This is a genomic window from Methylolobus aquaticus (genome assembly GCF_054172105.1).
Genome location: NZ_JBSYXP010000001.1, coordinates 401843 through 420676, shown reverse-complemented (window position 1 = coordinate 420676; position 18834 = coordinate 401843). Strand labels below are relative to the sequence as shown.

At 60.8% G+C, this 18834-nt stretch carries 15 protein-coding genes; 1 reads left to right on the top strand and 14 read right to left on the bottom strand.

Translation table 11 applies throughout. From position 1 onward, the window contains the following. From mraY to smc, 9 genes are all read right to left on the bottom strand, one after another. Positions 1 to 1083, bottom strand: coding sequence for a phospho-N-acetylmuramoyl-pentapeptide-transferase (gene mraY / locus ACW73L_RS01925; RefSeq protein ID WP_498919654.1), 1083 nt, complete (start codon positions 1081 to 1083; stop codon positions 1 to 3). A gap of 211 nt (positions 1084 to 1294) precedes the next feature. After that, the gene (locus ACW73L_RS01920; protein ID WP_498919653.1) at positions 1295 to 2791 is read right to left on the bottom strand and encodes a UDP-N-acetylmuramoyl-L-alanyl-D-glutamate--2,6-diaminopimelate ligase; all 1497 of its coding nucleotides are present in this window, start codon (positions 2789 to 2791) and stop codon (positions 1295 to 1297) included. A 4-nt stretch (positions 2792 to 2795) separates the two neighbouring features. Further along, entirely contained in the window at positions 2796 to 4424 is a 1629-nt protein-coding gene (locus ACW73L_RS01915) for a peptidoglycan D,D-transpeptidase FtsI family protein (protein WP_498919838.1), read from the bottom strand. Between the two features lie 110 nt (positions 4425 to 4534). After that, the gene (ftsL, locus tag ACW73L_RS01910) at positions 4535 to 4798 is read right to left on the bottom strand and encodes a cell division protein FtsL (protein ID WP_129882351.1); all 264 of its coding nucleotides are present in this window, start codon (positions 4796 to 4798) and stop codon (positions 4535 to 4537) included. Then, positions 4795 to 5751, bottom strand: coding sequence for a 16S rRNA (cytosine(1402)-N(4))-methyltransferase RsmH (gene rsmH, locus ACW73L_RS01905; protein WP_498919652.1), 957 nt, complete (start codon positions 5749 to 5751; stop codon positions 4795 to 4797). The genes ftsL and rsmH overlap by 4 nt, the downstream gene beginning before the upstream one ends. Further along, a complete protein-coding gene (mraZ, locus tag ACW73L_RS01900; RefSeq protein WP_498919650.1) occupies positions 5751 to 6209 on the bottom strand; it encodes a division/cell wall cluster transcriptional repressor MraZ in 459 nt (152 codons plus the stop codon). Before mraZ ends, rsmH begins: the two co-directional genes overlap by 1 nt. A 685-nt stretch (positions 6210 to 6894) precedes the next feature. Beyond that, entirely contained in the window at positions 6895 to 8940 is a 2046-nt protein-coding gene (ligA, locus tag ACW73L_RS01895) for an NAD-dependent DNA ligase LigA (protein WP_498919649.1), read from the bottom strand. Positions 8941 to 8944: 4 nt separating this feature from the next. Then, positions 8945 to 9646, bottom strand: a complete 702-nt coding sequence (locus tag ACW73L_RS01890) for a cell division protein ZipA (RefSeq protein WP_498919647.1) — start codon at positions 9644 to 9646, stop codon at positions 8945 to 8947. A 9-nt stretch (positions 9647 to 9655) separates the two neighbouring features. Continuing rightward, a complete protein-coding gene (gene smc, locus ACW73L_RS01885) occupies positions 9656 to 13186 on the bottom strand; it encodes a chromosome segregation protein SMC (RefSeq protein ID WP_498919646.1) in 3531 nt (1176 codons plus the stop codon). Between the two features lie 166 nt (positions 13187 to 13352). Between smc and queF the strand changes: the two genes are divergently transcribed. Next, complete coding sequence (queF, locus tag ACW73L_RS01880; protein ID WP_498919645.1) at positions 13353 to 13721, top strand: preQ(1) synthase; 369 nt, start codon at positions 13353 to 13355, stop codon at positions 13719 to 13721. Between the two features lie 83 nt (positions 13722 to 13804). Here the strand turns inward: queF and rnhB are convergent, their stop codons facing one another. The 5 genes from rnhB to bamA form a co-directional block, all read right to left on the bottom strand. Further along, positions 13805 to 14410, bottom strand: a complete 606-nt coding sequence (gene rnhB, locus ACW73L_RS01875; RefSeq protein WP_498919644.1) for a ribonuclease HII — start codon at positions 14408 to 14410, stop codon at positions 13805 to 13807. A 20-nt stretch (positions 14411 to 14430) separates the two neighbouring features. Continuing rightward, on the bottom strand, positions 14431 to 15201 hold the full coding sequence (gene lpxA, locus ACW73L_RS01870) for an acyl-ACP--UDP-N-acetylglucosamine O-acyltransferase (RefSeq protein ID WP_129882359.1): 771 nt from the start codon (positions 15199 to 15201) through the stop codon (positions 14431 to 14433). Further along, positions 15198 to 15638 carry a 3-hydroxyacyl-ACP dehydratase FabZ gene (gene fabZ / locus ACW73L_RS01865; protein ID WP_129882360.1) on the bottom strand — a complete coding sequence of 147 codons (441 nt, stop codon included), beginning with the start codon at positions 15636 to 15638 and terminating at the stop codon, positions 15198 to 15200. Before fabZ ends, lpxA begins: the two co-directional genes overlap by 4 nt. 63 nt (positions 15639 to 15701) lie before the next feature. Continuing rightward, positions 15702 to 16208, bottom strand: coding sequence for an OmpH/Skp family outer membrane protein (locus ACW73L_RS01860; RefSeq protein WP_201276221.1), 507 nt, complete (start codon positions 16206 to 16208; stop codon positions 15702 to 15704). Positions 16209 to 16400: 192 nt separating this feature from the next. Further along, positions 16401 to 18680 (bottom strand): outer membrane protein assembly factor BamA, encoded by a 2280-nt coding sequence (bamA, locus tag ACW73L_RS01855; RefSeq protein WP_129882361.1) that lies wholly within the window; start codon positions 18678 to 18680, stop codon positions 16401 to 16403. Between the last annotated feature and the right edge of the window lie 154 nt (positions 18681 to 18834).

Here is an 18834-nt window from a genome sequence, read left to right as displayed (position 1 = left end):
TCAGCGCAGTTTCAGGGTCGCCAGACCGGCGAGCACCAGAATGACGGTGACGATCCAGAAACGAACGATCACGCGTGGCTCCGGCCAGCCCTTAAGCTCGAAATGATGATGCAGCGGCGCCATGCGGAAAATTCGCTTTCCGGTCATCTTGAAGGAGGCGACCTGCAATACGACCGAGACCGTCTCCATCACGAAAACGCCGCCCATGATCATCAGCACAACTTCCTGGCGGACGAGGACGGCCAGGACGCCGAGTGCCGCGCCGAGAGCCAGCGCGCCCACGTCGCCCATGAAGACCTGAGCCGGGTAGGCATTAAACCAGAGAAACCCGAGACCCGCACCGACCAGTGAGCCGCAGAACACAACCAGATCGCCAGCCTTCGGTACGAACGGAATACCCAGATATTCGGCAAAGCTCGCGTGCCCCGACGCGTACGCGAAAATACCGAGCGCCCCTCCGACCATCACGGTTGGCATGATAGCAAGACCATCGAGGCCATCGGTCAAATTCACGGCATTGCTAGTACCTACGATGACGAAATAGGTCAGCAATACGTACCCTGGACCGAGATCGATCACGACGTTCTTGAAGAACGGCACGATATATTGTGTTTCGGCTGGCGTCGACGCCGAATGATAAAGGAACAAGGCGGCTGCCAGCCCGAACACCGACTGCCAGAAATACTTCTCACGAGCCAGGAGCCCTTTACTGTTTCGCAGTACCAGCTTGCGGTAGTCATCGACGAAGCCGACGATGCCAAACGCAAGTGTGACCGACAGCACGGTCCAGATATAACGATTGGTCAGGTCTCCCCAAAGCAGGGTGCTGGCGGCGATTGAAACCAGTATCAGTGCCCCGCCCATGGTGGGCGTGCCGGCCTTCGAGAAATGGCTCTGCGGACCATCCTCGCGAATGCTTTGTCCGATCTTGTAACGGCTCAGCCGCCGAATCATCGCCGGCCCAACCAGGAACGAGATCAGCAAAGCTGTAAGTACCCCAAGAATCCCCCGGAAGGTCAAATAGTTGAAAACACGAAAAATGTCAAAATAGTTTTCGAGCCAGCGGGTGAGAGTCAGAAGCATGGTGAGCTCCAGCGGCGAATACCCGCGGCAAAACGACTCGATGACCCAGGTCCCCGAGGCGGGCGAGAACCCGGATGTCGCGGTAAGTCACGTTTTATTTCGTCTTTGTAAAGCATGAAACCTCGATTGGTACCGACGGTCGCGTCCTCGAGTCGTGCACCCGTATTCAAGTCGCTTCGCCGTCGCCCCGCCGGCTTGCACCACACACTATTCACTGCAGTAACTCGCGCGCTACCACGCGGTCATCGAAGGGTGTTTTGGTCCCGTTGACGTCCTGCACGACCTCATGGCCTTTTCCGGCGATCAAAACCACGTCGCCCGCGGCGGCCGCCTCGATTGCGATCTGCATGGCCTGGCGCCGATCACGCTGAACCCGGACGTCGTTTCCAACGCACCCTGCCAGGATATCGGCGACAATGGCGTCACCGTCCTCGTGGCGGGGATTATCGTCTGTAATCACGACATGGTCTGCGAGTTCTCCGGCGATGCGCCCCATTAATGGTCGCTTTCCCCGATCGCGTTCACCACCACACCCGAAGACGACCCAGAGATCGCGGGCGCAGCCGCGACGGAGGCTCAGCAGAACACGTTCGAGCGCATCCGGCGTGTGGGCATAGTCGACAACGATGTTGGCACCGGCGGCGCTGCGAAAATGTTCCATGCGACCGGGAACCGGTCGCACGTTCCCGAGACGCTCCACGGAGTCGGTAAGCCCGAAGCCCAAGCCGAGCATTACCGCAAGAACACCAAGAATGTTCTCGGCGTTATAGTTTCCGAACAGGGGCACGACGAGCTCGGCATCGCAACCGGTATATTCGACCGAGAGGCGCAGGCCGTCGTCGCGCTGTTCGATTCGCCGCGCCACCACGCCGGTGGGCTCAGCCGTCTTGCTCCCCGCCACACTGAAGGGAATCCCGACCACCCCTGAGGGCAGGCGCTCGCCAACGTGGCGGGTTACCGGGTCATCCGCGTTGAAGGCGACGGTCTCCAGACCGGCAAAATCCAGCAATCGCATTTTCGCGGAAACATAGGCCTCGTGCGTGCCGTGGTAATCGAGATGGTCCCGCGTGATGTTGGTAAACAGGGCAGCCTTCGCCAAGACCCCGTTGAGCCGACCCTGCGCCAACCCGTGCGACGAGGCCTCCAGTGCCACGGCCCGCACCTCTCGTGCCCTGAGCTCCGCGAGAATCGCGTGGATACCGATAGCGTCCGGGGTTGTCTGGTCGGTGGGCATCAGACGACCAGGAACTCCCCAACCCAGCGTGCCGATCACGGCCGCAGGATCACCATTGGTCAGCGCATTGGCCAGAAAATGGGTGCATGAGGTCTTTCCATTCGTGCCAGTCACGGCAATGACGTCCAGGTGCGATGAGGGATGTCCAAAAAAACGGTCGGCTATGAAGCCGACCTTTGGGAGGAGTCCTTCGGCGGGAACGCAGACCACATCTCGCAGCGCCCCGGCGTAAGCCTCACCGCCCCCCGCCGGATCATACAGGATGGCGCGAGCCCCTCGTCGAACCGCTTCGGCGCTGAACTGCATGCCATGTTGCTGATGGCCTGCTACTGCGACGAAAAGGTCCCCCGGACGAACGGCGCGACTATCAAGGCACAGCCCACTCACTTCCACCGCGCCGCCAACGCTCGCCGGAACGAGACCACCGAGCAATTCGCTCAGCGGAATCGACTGCCGGCCCTTTCCGAGAGCCATCGACTCAGTCCCCCTGGGCTGTCAGCAAGGGAAAGCTTGCCGGTTCGTCAGGGACGACGTTCAACAGCCGCAACGCTCCCTCCATGACGCTCGAAAAAACCGGCGCCGCCACGGTGCCGCCGTAATACTCACCGGCCGAGGGCTCGTCGATCATGACCACCATGACGAGGCGGGGGTCACTGGCCGGTGCCAGCCCGGCAAAAACCGCCGAATGTGCAGCCGACGCATAGCCCCGTCGCCCCATCGCCTTCTTGACGGTGCCGGTCTTGCCTGCGACGCGGAACCCAGGAACGGCGGCGCGCAGCGCAGTCCCCTCCCGCGTGACGACCTGCTCCAACATGGTGCGAACCGAAACCGCCGTCTTCGCCGACATCACCTGATAGCTTTTCGATGCCTCGCGCTGAGCGACGAGGTTCACGGATGGAACGCGCCCCTCGTTGGCGAAGGCGAGGTACGCACGCCCCAAATGGAGCACCGAGGTGGAAAGCCCGTAACCGAAGGACAGCGTGGCCTGCTCGAAATGGTTCCAACCTCGGTGATGCGGCAACCGCCCCTGTGCCTCTCCGGGGAATCCCGTGTGGAGAGGCTGGCCGAAACCGAGATTATTGTAGAAGGCGTAAAACTTCGCTGAAGGAATAGAAAGTGCGATGCGGCTCACGCCAACGTTGCTGGACTTTTGAAGAATGCGGGTCACGTTCATGACCCCGTAATTGTGCATGTCCTTGACAACATTGGTGCCGACACGCAGGGAACCCGGATTGGTGTTAATCACCGACTCGGGCCTAAACAGGCCGAGCTCGAGTCCACAAGCGACGGCGAATGGCTTCATGGTGGAGCCTGGCTCGAACAGATCCGTGATCGCACGATTACGGAACAGATTTCCTTTCAAACCCTGCCGGCTGTTCGGATTGAAAGAGGGCTGATTGACCATCGCGAGAATGTCGCCATTGCGCGCGTCCAGTAGCACCAGGCTCCCCGACTTCGCGCGGTTTTTCTGCACGGCCGCCTTTAGTTCCCGGTAAGCAAGGTACTGGAGCCGCTGATCGATCGTCAGCCGGACATCCTTGCCTGCTACCGGTTCTGTGACTTCGTCGAGATCCTCGATAATACGTCGACGGCCGTCACGGATGATTTTCCGACCACCCTCAACACCTCTCAGGGAGCGGTCATAAGCCAGCTCAATCCCCTCTTGGCCGCGGTCATCAATATCGTTGAAACCGACGACATGAGCGGCAACTTCGCCACTCGGATAATAACGCTGATACTCCCTGTCGGCATATACGCCCGCGACCCCGAGAGCCAGAACGCGATCCGCCAGCTCCGGGCTCGTGCGCCTCCGCAGAAAGGCAAAAGTACCGTCGTCCTGCCCCGTGACATGCGCTCGCACTCCCGTCACGGGCAAGCGCAGAATGCCGGCAATCAGCCGCAACTGCTCCTCGGTCGGATTGAACTCCCGAGGATTGACCCATACCGACTTCACGGGAGAACTGATGGCGAGTAATTCGCCATTGCGGTCGAGAATGCGCCCGCGATGCGCCGGAATCGGCATCACGCCCACATGGCGTCGATCACCCTCGTTCTGCAGAAATTGCCGGTTCAGCACCTGGAGGTAAGAAGCACGCACCATAAGCACGAGCAAACCTGCCAGTATCAGGAACAGCAGAACCTGCCACCGCACCGCGTATTCATCATCGTCGAGGCGCTTCGAGGAAGTAGGGTAAATCATCATGATCGTAACCCGCGCTATTGTCCGACGTGAAGGTAAATGATCGATTCCCGGGACGGCAGGATCATGCCGAGCCGTGTATGGGCCAGCTTCTCGATACGACTGTGCTCGGCCCAAGTATTCTGTTCAAGCTGCAACTGACCCAATTCGACATCGTAGGCCTCAAGCGACTGTTCCAGCCGCTGAACCTCGGTAAACAACATCCGCGATCGGTACTTCGCGTAGATGACCCCCAACGCTGAGGCCACCAGCACGGCAATCAAGATGGCGACCACTTTCACGACGGCAGCCTCTCGGCAATGCGCAGCACCGCACTGCGCGCGCGCGGGTTGGCGGCGATTTCGCCGGCCCCGGCCCGAATCGCCCGCCCCACGCGCCGCAGCCGCGGCGCCTGCCAACCCGTCATTGCGGGCCAACCCAACGCGGCGTCATCAGCATGCCCGCCTCGACTCTCGTCACGCAGAAAACGTTTGACGATACGGTCCTCCAAAGAGTGGAACGCGATGACGACCAGACGCCCGCCGGTCGCGAGCACGTCCACCGCCTGTTCGAGTACCGCCTGAATGTCGTTCAGTTCCTGGTTGATATGGATACGAATCGCCTGGAAAGTACGCGTTGCGGGATGTTGACCTTTCTCCCGTCGCGGCATCGCGGCCGCGACCAGGGAAGCAAGCTGCGCCGTGCTCACCAGAGCACCTCGCGCGCGGCGTTCCACAATGGCGCGCGCAATCCGGCGAGCATAGCGTTCCTCTCCATATTCCTTTATCACCCGGCAAAGTTCCGCTTCACTGACCACGGCCAACCACTCTTCAGCCGTCATCCCCTGGCTCTGGTCCATACGCATGTCGAGGGGCCCATCCCGCATGAAGCTGAAGCCCCGGCCGCCGTCGTCCAGTTGGGGCGACGAGACGCCCAAATCCAATAAGATGCCCGATACACGCCCCGCCCAACCGGCCTCAGAGGCAAGCGCGCCGAGTTCGCCGAACCGCGCATGCGCGATGCGGAACCGGCGATCCTGAAGCAATCCCCACGCGCTGACCGAACCCACAGCTTCGGCATCGCGGTCCAGCGCCAGCAGCCGACCGGACTCGCCAAGGCGGTCAAGCACGGCCGCGCTGTGCCCGCCGCGCCCGAAGGTGCCGTCGATGTAAAGGCCGTCGGACTGGATCGCCAGACCTTCGATACACTCTTCCAGCAAGACCGGGGCGTGGCGGAACTGATGTCCGGCTGCCATCAAAAGGTGAGGGATCCAAGCTCGGGAGACAGCTCCCGCAAGTCATCGAGGCTAACCACCCCATGCCATTGTTCGCGGTTCTGATGCCAAGACTCTTCGTCCCAGATCTCGAACACGTTGCCCTGCCCAACCAGCGCAACCCGCCTGGATATACCGGCAAAACTTCGGAGCAGCTCAGGCACCAGGAACCGACCTTGCCCATCGAGTTCGCATTCCGCCGCGTGCCCGATCAGCAGCCGTTTCACGCGCTGCACGCGGGCATCCATCATCGGCAGCTTCATCAGCTTGCGTTCGACGTCTTCAAAGGTCGGCAAAGGCAGCAACAGCAGGCATCGGTCGAAGCCAATCGTCAGGATCATCTGCCCGTCACATGACTCCGCCAATTCGGCACGGTAGCGGGTCGGAATTGCCATCCGCCCCTTCTCGTCCAAATTGATGGCGTTGATGCCCCGAAACAAAGCCCCCCCTTACACCACTGTTCCCCATTTCTCCCCACTTTTCCCCACGCGCACGACTATAGAAACCTGCCTGATGCAAGTCAAGGAGAAGTTTCGACAAGGTTTTGTGGCGGAGACTGCGGTCAGACACGAAGGCGGGTTCCATCCGGTAACGGCAATGGGCGACGCAGAAATAACATCTTTTATTTCAGAATCTTAAACAACCAACCAAACACAACACGCCTTGCCACAGCGCAATCACGCTGATTCTTCCGAGGTCTCGAGTGGGTTAATCGCGGGCGATTCACCGGGCGCAGGGAGGTGCCTGCCCAGATACCCGAATGGAAAATTCGTTTCGGTCGCATCGGACACTCCCCACAACTGGTTGCTCTCCAGGAGTTCCTCCGAATACCGGCGACTTCTTTAAGCGTCACTATAAAATGTGGTCATAGATATCGTCAAGCACAAGATACTGTATAGATTACGATTGATGGACGCTGTTGAAGCGTGTCGGGACGGTGCCGCCATCAGGGACAAACCTGGCGCAGATACCGCGATTTCGGGTTGTCCCCGATGAGTTGGGTTGTTCGAGTCGGACGTTCGCGGCTTATGCACGCGCGTCTAGAGAATGCGTCGACAGATCAGACCCAGTGGGGTATGAAGCACGAAGTGCGGCCCGACGCAGTGCGCGGACTACGCAAGGGGCTTATTCGGGGGTCATGCCGCCCGCTTCGGCACGGCTGAGAAGAGCGATGAACGCAGGTTCCAGGAGGATCGGAATCCCGAGGGACTCTGCTTTGGAGTGCTTGGAGCCCGGGTCTGCGCCGACAACCAGATAGCTGGTCGCCGAAGAAACCGAGCCGACGACCTGTCCCCCGAGCGCCTCAATGCGCCGTTTGGCCTCGGCGCGAGGCATCGACTCCAGCGTTCCAGTCAGCACGAAACGTTGTCCGGAGAGGGGACCCGCACCCGCAACAACCGTTTCATCGGGCCAATGCACGCCGGCCGCCCGCAGATGCGCGATGACGTCCCGGTTGCTCGGCTGGGCAAAAAAGGTCTCTATGTGAGCCGCCACCGTCGGGCCGATGTCACGCGTTGCCATGAGGCGCACCCGGTCCGCCGCCATGATCGCCTCGAGCGTGCCGAACTCCCGCGCCAGTATTTGCGCGGTGACCTCTCCGACCTCGCGTATACCCAGTGCGTACAGGAAGCGCGCCAAGGTGCTCGACTTGCTGGTCTCGAGCGCTGCGATGAGGTTCTGCGCCGACTTGCGCCCCATGCGGTCCAGTGACTCGAGATCCTCGGTCGAGAGGCCGTAAAGATCGGCGACGGTGCCAACCAACTTCCGACCCAGTAACTGGTCGATCAGTCTGTCACCGAGGCCGTCGATATCCATGGCGCGGCGCGACGCAAAGTGCTTGATGGCCTCCTTATGCTGCGCCGGGCAGTACAGCCCTCCACTGCAGCGGGACACTGCTTCCCCAGGGATCGTTTCGACCACTGACCCACACGCCGGGCAAGACTCCGGCATCACGAACTTGGGCGCACCCGGCGCGCGCTGTTCCGGCAGAACCCTGACGACTTCAGGGATCACATCGCCGGCGCGCCGAACGACTACCGTATCCCCCACACGAACATCCTTGCGATGCACTTCGTCGATGTTGTGCAGGGTCGCATTGGTGACCGTGACGCCCCCGACGAACACCGGCGACAGACGCGCGACCGGAGTCAACGCGCCAGTGCGCCCGACTTGAACCTCGATCGCCTCAACCCGAGTCGTAGCTTCCTCGGCCGGGAACTTGTGGGCGATGGCCCACCGGGGGGCGCGGGCAACATAACCGAGCAGGGTCTGATAGCGGTATCGGCTCACCTTGTAGACAACCCCGTCTATCTCATACGGCAGCGTGGGTCGCTTTGCGGACAGTCGCTCGAAGTAATCAAGGCAGCCTGCAATGCCCGACACTTTCTCGACTTCCGGACAGACCGGTAGTCCCCAGGCCTTCAGCGCAGCGAGCAACTCGTCGTGCTCCGCCGGCAATGCGTCGCTGGGAAAGAGGCCGAGCCCATAGGCGAAAAAGGCCAGCGGCCTGGCTGCGGTAATCCGGGAATCGAGCTGCCTCAGGCTCCCGGCCGCCGCGTTGCGCGGATTCACGAAGGTCTTTTCGCCTGCCGCGCGCGCCCGTTCATTCAACCGGCGGAAGCCTTCCCTGGGCATGAAGACTTCGCCGCGGACTTCGAAACGGTCGGGAACGTCGGGACCGCTCAGGCGGGCTGGAATCTCCTCTATCGTCAGCACATTCGTGGTGATGTCTTCGCCGGTTCGTCCATCGCCCCGGGTCGCACCCCGCACCAACCTGCCCCCTTGGTAGAGCAGACTCACAGCCAGACCGTCGAGCTTTGGCTCGGCGACGTAGCCCACCTCCGCCGATTCCAGTTCCAGACGCTCCCTGACGCGGCGATCGAAAGCGGTCACTTCGTCCGCAGTGAAGGCGTTGTCCAGTGACAACATGGGCACGTCATGCTGCACTGGCGCGAAGGTTCGCAGCGGCGCTGCACCGACGCGTCGCGACGGCGAATCAGCCGTTACCAGATCGGGAAATTCGGCTTCGAGGTCGCGCAACTGACGCACGAGTTGATCGTACTCGGCATCGGTGATCTGCGGGGCATCGAGCTGATGATATTGCCGGTCGTGAAAACGGATCTGCTCACGCAGATCCGTGGCGCGCCGGCGCGCCGAGTCGGGTGCTGGCACCGGGTCAGCCGCAGGCCGCTTCGACCCGTTCGCGCAGGGCCCGCACGCTCTCTTCGGTCAGCGGCTCCCGGTGCTCGTCCCACTCGATGCCGTCGAGCTTTTCCGCGAGATCTCGGCTAGTCTCGAACAAGTCATCGAATACTGCGAGCGGATCCGGCACTTTGGTGGGCTGAAAAAAGAAGACGACCCCTGGGCAATCGAAGGCCTTCATGTCGTCCATAGGGAAGGTACCGGGCTTTACCAGGCTCGCGACACTGAACAACGGCTCCCGAAAGCTGCGGTCGTAGCGGTGGAAGATATCCATTTCGCCGTGCACGAGCCCCAGGTCCAGCAGCGCATCGCGCAATTCCTCGCCGGAGAAGGTCTCGCCACGCCGGGCGACCACGCTGGCCTGAATCAGGAAAGGAGCGCCGACCGCATTGTCCTGCGTCAGTCGCGAATCCTCCTCCGGCTCCGTCGAAGGCACACTCTCATTAAACCCATCGCCACGCTCATCGTCCGCCGCTTCATCGTAAACGTCCGCGGCCGACCAGTTCTCGGCGTTCGCGCCATCACCGCCGGACCAGTCCGCCGGCAGTTCCCCCAAACCATCGGACGAGCGTCGATGGCGCCCGAGCATCGAGCCGTAGCGACCATGCAGATAAATGGCCGCGATCACGACGACTCCGATGATCAGCAGAATAAGCCTAACCGTCTCTCTGTCCATCCTGTTGCCTCATGCGTTCGCCAGTTCGACCGCCGCTTCGATATCCACGGCAACGATGCGCGATACGCCCGGTTCCCGCATCGTGATTCCGGCCAGATAGTCGGCAATTTCCATAGTGACCTTGTTATGCGTGATAAACAAAAATTGTACCCTCTCCGACATTTCCTTGACCAACGCCGAAAAGCGGCCGACGTTCGCATCGTCGAGCGGCGCATCGACCTCGTCCAGCAAACAAAACGGTGCCGGGTTCAACTCGAAGATCGCGAACACCAACGCAACCGCCGTCAGGGCTTTCTCGCCCCCGGAGAGCAGGTGAATGGAGCTGTTGCGCTTGCCGGGCGGACGCGCGATCACGCTGACGCCCGCTTCGAGCAGATCGCGCTCGTTGAGTTCCAGATAGGCGTTGCCACCGCCGAACAGCTTCGGAAACATGAGCTGAAATCCCGAATTGATACGTTCGAAAGTCCCCTTGAACAGCGCGCGGCACTCTCGGTCGATTTTCTCGATGGCCTGCATCAGGATCTCCAGCGACTCGTTGAGATCGGCACGCTGCTGCTCGAGGAGATCGAGGCGCGCCTTCTGGTCGGCAAACTCTTCTACGGCGACCAGATTCACCGGGCCGAGCTTCTCGATATCCTGAGCGAGCCGGCTGATGGCCTGCTGCAGCTCCGCTTCCGTGCCCGTTTCAATGGGAAGCCCACCCTCCACCGCGTCCGGACTCACTTCCACAGTGAGCCCCAATTCCGTCAGCTGCTCTTGCAAGCCGTCCTCGCGCACCTGGTGTCCCTCGAGCTCGATCCGGGTCCGTTCGAGGCGTTCCTTGATCCGCTCGATCTCCCGTTCATGCCGGAGACGCTCTTCCGCTGCCTCGCGTGCCGCCTTGTCGATATCGCCCAACCGGCCACGATGGTCGGCCAGCAGGCCTTCGAGCCGTTCCCGTTCGCTCCTGAGCTCAGCGAGTCGTTCCTTCTCCGCCTCGACCAGCGGCTGATCTTCGAAGCGTTCGCGCAGATCCTTCAGGCGCAGGTCCGCATCGGTGGCATGGGCTTCCGCACGCTCCAGGTGACTCGCGGTCAATCGCTCATTCGAGCGCAGGGATTCATCACGGCTCTCCAGACGACGGAGCTCATCCTGGGCCAGCTGCCAAAGCCGCTCCGCTTCGGTCCACGCCTTTTCGGCGTCCGCGAGCAGTTCCCGACACCCCGTGACCTCCGCCGTCTGCGCATCCATGGCAGCCCCGGTCTCGCGGAGTTCCTGGCCCGCTTCGGCCCGCTGCTCCGCCAGATCCACCCGCAGCGCTTCCGCTTCCTCCAGTTCGCGCGTGACCGCGGCGAGACGCTTGAGCGCCTGCTGCTGGCGTGCGTTCAGTTGATGTTCCGCATTGCGCAGTTCGAGCACGCTACGTTCGAGTCGACGTCGTTCCTGTTCGTGTCGGAGCCGCTCTTCCTCGGCCGCCGACAGCTCACGCTCCAGTGTTGCGATCTTGCCGGCGAGGTCGCCTTCGTCGGCCAGCAAGCGCTGCAGCGCATCCTTGGCCTGACGCATCTCCCGCTCACGCCGGATGACGCCGCTTCTCGCATCCTCGGCCTTCTGTAACCTGACCCAACCGCGCCCGAGCCGCTCGCCCTTTTGAGTGACGACCGACTCGTGGTCGTCGAGCCAGGCGCCGGCCGCCACTGCCGCAGACAGATCGGGCGCGCAAAATACACCGGAAAGCAATGCTTCGAGCCGCCACGGAGCAGCCACCTGATCCAGCAACCGCGGTAGCGCCTTTTCCTGGGGAGAGGAACGCGGCACAGCATCGGATGTCTCGAAAAAGGCCAGAGATTCCTGCGGTGGGCTTGCCACCAATGCATTCAGATAGGGCTGCATGCTGTCGATGCACAGGGCTTCGAGATGCTGCCCCAACACTTCCTCCACCGCGGCCTCCCAGCCGAGACCGACATCCAGGCGTTCGGCCAGCCGCGGCGCCTGGTCCAGCGAGAGCTCTGCCAGCCAAGCCTGGACGGCCGCACGGTCTTTACCCATGGCGTGCTGCTGCAACAGCTCGAGAGAACTGAGGCGACCCTGCGCCGTATGGATTTCGGCGCGCACCGAGTTCAGACCCAGCCGCTGTTCTTCCAGCCGCGTCCGCCCCCCCTTCAAGGCCGCCGTCAATTCCTCGACCCGCGCGGCATGCTCCGCGACCAGCGCCTCTTCTTCGGCGATGGTCTGGCGCAGCGACTCAAGTTCATCGCCTTCGAGACCCGCTTCCAGGTCCCGTCGTTCGTCAGCCAGCCGCTGCCAGCGGACGTCGGTCTGACGCTGCTGCTCTCCGAGTTGGCGATCGCGCGCGCGAATGATCTCGGTACGGCTCGCTGCCTGGGCTAGTCGGGACTGCACGGCCTCGAGTTGTATCCGGGCCGCGCGTACCCCCTGGCCAGCGGCCTCCTTCCGGGCGGTCGCTGCCTGTGCCGTCGACCGCGACGCATCGAGAATTCTGGCGAGTTCGACAAGCTCCCGCCGAACCTCGGCGAGCTGCGCCCGATCGTGCTGAAGTTCCGCATCGGCCCGCTGCGTCTCCGCTTCCAGACGCTGAAGGTCCTTAACGGTCTCTTCCCGCGACTTCTCCGAACGGCGAATCAGGTCCTCGAGGCGGCCGATATCGGCACCGACCTCGTAGAAACTGGCCTGGACTTCCTGCATCTCGGACTGCCGACGCTCCCGCGCCAACTGCCACTCGGCCGCCTTCTCGCCACTTTCCCGGCCCGCCGAGACGGCCTCCCGCAGAGCGGCGCCCAACCCCTCCAACTCGGTATGCAACTGGGCCATGGCGGCGCGTGAGGCCTGCCAACGCAGTTGCAGCAGGCTGATCCTCGAGCGGCGCTCCTCATCGCGCAAGGCCAGGTAGCGCTCCGCCTTCTTGACCTGCCGCTGCAGGCTCTCGACCTGTTTCGTCAGTTCCCCGCGCAGATCGTCGACACGTTCCAGATTCTCCCGGGTGTGACGCATCCGGATCTCGGTCTCGTGGCGTCGTTCCTTGTAACGGGATATGCCGGCCGCTTCCTCGACGATCCCCCGGAGTTCGTCCGGCTTGGCTTCGATCAAGCGGGAGATTGTTCCCTGCTCGATGATCGCGTAACTGCGTGCGCCCAAACCGGTGCCGAGAAACAGGTCGGTGATGTCCTTGCGGCGACAGCGCGAACCGTTGAGCAGATAGGTGGATTGTCCATCACGGCCAACCTGCCGCTTGATTGCGATTTTCTGGTAGCCTGCGTATTCTGCCGTCGCGCGGCCGTCGGTATTGTCGAACAACAGCTCAACGGACGCGACGCCAACCGGTTTGCGCGTGCTGGACCCGTTGAAGACGACGTCCGCCATCGTGTCGCCCCGCAGATGTTTGGCTGAGCTCTCGCCCATGACCCATCGGACGGCGTCGATGATGTTTGACTTCCCACAACCGTTGGGACCTACCACCCCGACCAGGTTACCGGGCAAGGGCAGTGTGGTCGGATCCACGAATGACTTGAATCCGGCCAGCTTGATTTTTTCAAGCCGCATCGCGCCAAGCCTCTGCGGAATGTGGACTACCCGGGCATCGCCCGCGACACGGGAACATGGTGCCCATGCAACGACTCAAACTCGGGAATTCGCGGCGCCTGTCGTCGAGCTCGGGAGCCGGCGACACGCAGCGCACATCTGAGTTATCTGCCCAAACAAAACACCCATGATCGAAACTTTTGAAAATCCCCGAACCGACCGCGACTACACGATCCGCATCGAGATCCCGGAGTTCACCTGCCTCTGCCCCAAGACCGGCCAGCCGGATTTCGCGACGATCGTGCTCGAATACGTACCCGACGGACTCTGCATCGAATTGAAGGCGCTCAAACTCTACATCTGGAGTTTTCGCGATCAGGGCGCGTTTCACGAAGCGGTCACCAATCGCATACTGACTGAACTTTGCGACTGTTGCCGGCCACGCTTCATGCGAATCACGGCTCGCTTCAATGTGCGAGGCGGGATCTATACGACCGTGGTAGCCGAGCATCGAGCCCAGGACTGGATTCCCAGCCCAGCGGTACAACTTCCGTAAACCGCGGGGACCTCGCCGGGCGCCGCTCGCACAGTGCGCCGCTGCGGGGGAACAACAGGGTTTTCGGCCCCTCTCAACATATGTCACGAACTTGACGGCCCCTCGGCGCAGGCCCGGACGGGGGCAAATGTTCGCCTATGGACTGCGCAAGGCCCGTAGGCAAGCAAGCGCTGCCTGTGTGCGCGGGTCGGGTAGCCCTTGTGCTGGAGAAATCCGTAGTGTGGATAGAGCGCGTCCAGCAACACCATTTCCCGATCCCGAGCGACTTTCGCCAGGATCGATGCCGCCATGATCGCGGGGATGGTGCCGTCCCCACCGACGACTGCGCGGCCGTTGCAGCCCAACGGCGGAAAGCGATTGCCATCGACGAGAACCTCGTCGGGCACCACGGTCAGGGACCGATAGGCGCGTTCCATCGCGAGCATCGACGCCTCTAGCACGTTGACCCGATCAACTTCGCCTGCTTCGGCACGACCGATGGCCCATGCCACTGCACGGTCCTTGATCAGACCTTCCATCACTTCACGGCGCATCGGCGGCAAGCGCTTCGAGTCGTCCAGACCTTCGATCGCGCCCGCGGCGGGATCCCATAGCACAGCCGCGGCAATCACGGGACCCGCGAGAGCGCCCCGCCCCGCCTCATCGATTCCCGCAATGAGTGGCCCAGATGAAACGGAACGAACGACCATAGGGACCCGACGCGCGCGAATCAGCGCATGATGCTGCGGCCGGTGGTCTTCAGGAAATCCACCAGCGGCACGATCTCCGGATGCTCGACGGTAACTTCGTCCAGTAGCTTGATGGCCTCATCCAGCTTGAAACCGGCCTTGTAGATGATCTTGTAAGCCTTTTTGATCTGGCGCAGGGCTTCCGAACCGAAACCATTGCGCTCCAGTCCGACCGAGTTGATCCCGTAGGGCTTCGTCGGCCGCCCGCCGACCATGACATAGGGAGGGATATCGCGCGAGATGACGCTCCCCATCGCAGAAAAACTGTACTGCCCGATCCGGCAGAATTGATGCACCAGGCTGAAACCGCCCAGAATCGCGAAGTCATCGACCTCCACGTGCCCGGCCAAGGAAGCCGCGTTCGCCATGATGATGCGGTTACCCACCACGCAATCGTGGGCGACATGGGTGTAGGCCATGAAGAGATTGTCGCTACCGATCCGCGTAATGCCCCGATCCTGAGCCGTGCCGCGATGGATCGTGGCGAACTCCCGAACCACATTGCGATCGCCGATTTCCAGTGTGGTCGACTCGCCGCCGTATTTCTTGTCCTGCGGGTCTTCGCCGACGGACGCGAACTGGAAGATGCGATTGTCGCAACCGATGCGCGTAGGACCACGGATCACGACATGCGGCCCGACCTCCGTGCCGGAACCGATCGAAACCTCCGGGCCGATGATCGAAAAGGGGCCGATAGACACACCGTCCGCGATCTGCGCCGACGGATCGACGATGGCGGAGGGATGAATCAAGTCTCCTGCTCCGCGGCCGCGCACATGATCTCCGCACTGGCGACCAATTCACCTTCGACCTCGGCACGGCACGAGAAAGCCCAGATATTCCGCTTGTGCCGCAGATAGGTTGCCTCCAGCGTCAAGCGATCGCCAGGCACGACCGGGCGCTTGAAACGAACCTTGTCGAGACCCACCAAGTAGTAGGTCTTGCCCTTGCCCAGCACGCTCGGTGCAGTCTCCGCGGCCAGTAAACCCGTGGTTTGCGCCAGCGCCTCAATGATCAGCACACCCGGCATGATCGGCTGCTCGGGAAAATGTCCTGTGAAGAACGGCTCGTTGTAGGTAACGTTCTTGTACCCGACGAGACGAACGCCCGGTTCGCAGGAGACCACGCGATCGATCAGCAAAAAAGGGTAGCGATGCGGGAGGTACTCCTTTATCTGTTGAATATCCAATGAGAATTCCTGCAGTTAAAAGCCTATAGGGAGCGCATGGAGCAACTAGCTTCCCGACGCGGGTTAGCGCTTGAAACTCGCCTGCAGTTTCTGCTCAATCTTATTGGTGATATCGATGCTTTCCTTCGCAAAAACGACACCGTCTGTCAGCAGCAGATCATAGTTCTCTTCCTTGGCCAGGGACTGAATCGCCTCAAAGATGGACTTCTGCAATTTGCCGAGTTCCTCGTTGCGGCGGAGGTTGAAGTCCTCCCTGAACTCATCTTGTACGCGCTTGGCATCACGCTTGCGGTTCATCAGGTCGCGCTCTAGTTTTTGCCGCTCGGCTTCGTTCATGACAGCCTCGTCCTTAGCCAGCTTTTCCTCCAACGCCTTGATTGTTTTCTGCTCGCTTACCAATTTGGAGTCCCGTGGCTTGAATTCCCGCTCGAGGTCCTTCTTGGCGGCCTCGGCCTGGGGCGCCTTTTCCAGCAGCCGCGCCACGTTGACGAAGCCGATCTTGAGGTCGGCAGCAAAGGAAGGGCTCGCGAACACGAACACCACGAAAACGCTCAGCAATCTTCTACGCATGATTAAAGGTCCCATACCTACTTTATTGAATCCTGAAGCTCCGCTAGACTCCCGCAAAAAAAATCGGGAAGCATAGACTCCTGAAGCAGTGGTTTCGACTTGGACGCCGCTCCGCCAAGTGCGCTGACAGCTCGGCAATCTCCGGATTATACAAGAACTCCCCGAACGGGAGCGACTGTACAGGTCCCTCACTCAGAATCCGGAGCCGAAATTGAATTGGAAGTTTTGGATGCGGTCGCCCTGCTTGGAATTGAGTGGTTGGCCCAGACTGACCATGATCGCACCGAACGGCGACAGCCAACGGGCGGACAACCCCGCGGAAACGCGGATTTCGTTGAAGTCATATCCCCCATCAAATACGTTACCGGCATCGACGAAGGCGCCGAGACGCAGGTTCTTGCTTTCCTTGATCAAGGGCACCGGGAACAGCAATTCGGCCGAACCGATCAACTTACTGGAACCACCGATCGGACGGTTGTTCGAGTCGCGTGGACCCAGAGTGTTCTGCAAGAACCCTCGAACCGAGTTCGGACCACCGGCGAAATAGTTTTCGAAGAACGGCAGTTGGCTCGTATTACCATAGCCGCCGCCATAGGCGATTTCCCCCCCGAGCAACAGCGTGAGGTCCTGCGCGAGCGGAAAATAGTGCCGCGACCGCAGACTCGCCTTGTAGTAGTCCAGGTCGGAGAAGGGCATGGCGCCGAGCACCTGCAGCGTGTGTGAACCGCCCTGTGTCGCAAAAATCGCACGATTCAGGGTGTCGTGGGTGTAACCCAGAGCCACCGTGTACTCGTTGAACGCGTTACCGTTTTCGGAGATGAAATCCAAAATCTGCGTAGGCGTCTGGTTGGTCGTCTTTAGGTTCGTATACTCGTAATCGAGGTTGGTGCGGAGGCTGTCGAATTCGGTAAAGGGCACGCCGACGTTGACACCGACGGCGCCAACGTCAGTCAGGTACTGCGCCAGATTTGCCTGCGCGAAGTTGGTTTCCCGATAGGATGCGTCGAATCCGCCGCTAATGCCGTCCAAGGTCAGATACGGGTCGAGATAGCCGAACTGGTAAATGGTGTTGACCTGGCTGTTGTTGAAGGTCAGATTGACCCGCTTGCCCGTACCGAAGACGTTGTCCTGGGTCACCGCGGCATTGACGATGATGCCTTGCACCTGCGAGAACCCGACACCGGCGGTGATATTCCCCGACGACTTCTCGACGACGCTGTAGTTCACGTCGATCTGGTCCGCGGTGCCGGGAACGGCCGGCGTCTCGACATTGACCTCCTGGAAGTACCCCAAACGCTCCAGGCGCATTTTCGACCGCTCGATCTTCGTGGATGATGCCCAGGCCGCTTCCATCTGCCGCATCTCCCGCCGCAGCACTTCGTCACGTGTCTTGGTATTTCCCTGAAAGTTGATGCGGCGGACGTAAACCTGTTTGCCGGGATCGACGAAGAACGTGATATTGACCGACTTCTTCTCTTCGTTGATGTCCGGCACCATATTGACGTTGGCGAAGATGAACCCTTCCTCGCCCAGACGATCCGAGATGCCCTTCGATGTTTCGGTCGCCAGCTTGCGGGAAAAAGTGTCTTCCGGTCCGATCTGCACCAGCGGCATGATCTGGTCCGGCGGTACGATCATTTTGCCGGTCAGCTTCACCTCATTGACCTTGTAGACGTCACCCTCCCGAACGTTGACCGTGACGTAGATCTCTTTCTTGTTGGGCGTAATCGAAACCTGTGTGGATTCGATCTCGAACTTGATGTAGCCGCGATCCAGGTAATACGAGCGCAGTCGCTCCAGATCTGCTGAAAGTTTCTGCTTCGAATATTGGTCGTCCTTGGTGTACCAGGACAGCCAGTTGCTCGTACTGAGCTCGAACTCGTCGATCAAATCCTCGTCTTCGAAGGCGGCATTGCCTACAACATTGATCTGCTTAATCTTCGCTACCTTACCCTCGGAGATCTTGATCGTGACGGCGACCCGGTTCCGATCGAGATCGGCAACTTCCGAGTCGATTTGCAGACCATATTTCCCGCGGCTGTAGTACTGCCGCCGCAGTTCCTGTTCTACCTTGTCCAGAATCTGTCGATCGAAGACCTTGCCTTCGGAGAGGCCGATCCCTTTCAGCGCCTTCAACAACTCTTCCGAACTCAGATCCTTGTTGCCCTCGAGGGTGATGCTGGCGATGGCAGGACGCTCTTCCACCAGAACCACCAATTGACTGCCATCATGCTCCAGACGCACGTCCTTGAAGAAACCGGTCTTGAACAGCGCCTTGATCGATTCGGTCGACTGTTTCTGGTCGAAAACGTCGCCCACCTTGACCGGCAGGTAGTTCAGTACCGTGCCCTCGGACACCCGCTCGAGCCCTTCGACGCGAATCGAGTCGATCACAAACGAATCAAAGGCCCAGACCGTCGTTGAGGTGACCGCCAATAACAGCAACGCGGCCGCCAGTCGCAAACGCTTCATAGGGTGGAATCAGAGACTGCCGGGGGGAGGACAACAAAGCGGAAAACGATAACCGCTTCGGCACTGCAGATCCGTATTGTATTGATCGGTGCACAAAAGCGCCACTGGGCACGAGCCGGGCGCCGATTCGAAGCCGCCGCTGCAGCGTCGAGCA

Coding starts and splice junctions, on each gene's coding strand:
- mraY (WP_498919654.1), bottom strand. CDS start 1,083: ATGCTTCTGACTCTCACCCGCTGGCTCGAAAACTATTTTGACATTTTT.
- ACW73L_RS01920 (WP_498919653.1), bottom strand. CDS start 2,791: ATGGCTCTCGGAAAGGGCCGGCAGTCGATTCCGCTGAGCGAATTGCTC.
- rsmH (WP_498919652.1), bottom strand. CDS start 5,751: ATGGCAGCCGGACATCAGTTCCGCCACGCCCCGGTCTTGCTGGAAGAG.
- ACW73L_RS01890 (WP_498919647.1), bottom strand. CDS start 9,646: ATGGACAGAGAGACGGTTAGGCTTATTCTGCTGATCATCGGAGTCGTC.
- smc (WP_498919646.1), bottom strand. CDS start 13,186: ATGCGGCTTGAAAAAATCAAGCTGGCCGGATTCAAGTCATTCGTGGAT.
- queF (WP_498919645.1), top strand. CDS start 13,353: ATGATCGAAACTTTTGAAAATCCCCGAACCGACCGCGACTACACGATC.
- rnhB (WP_498919644.1), bottom strand. CDS start 14,410: ATGGTCGTTCGTTCCGTTTCATCTGGGCCACTCATTGCGGGAATCGAT.
- ACW73L_RS01860 (WP_201276221.1), bottom strand. CDS start 16,208: ATGCGTAGAAGATTGCTGAGCGTTTTCGTGGTGTTCGTGTTCGCGAGC.
- bamA (WP_129882361.1), bottom strand. CDS start 18,680: ATGAAGCGTTTGCGACTGGCGGCCGCGTTGCTGTTATTGGCGGTCACC.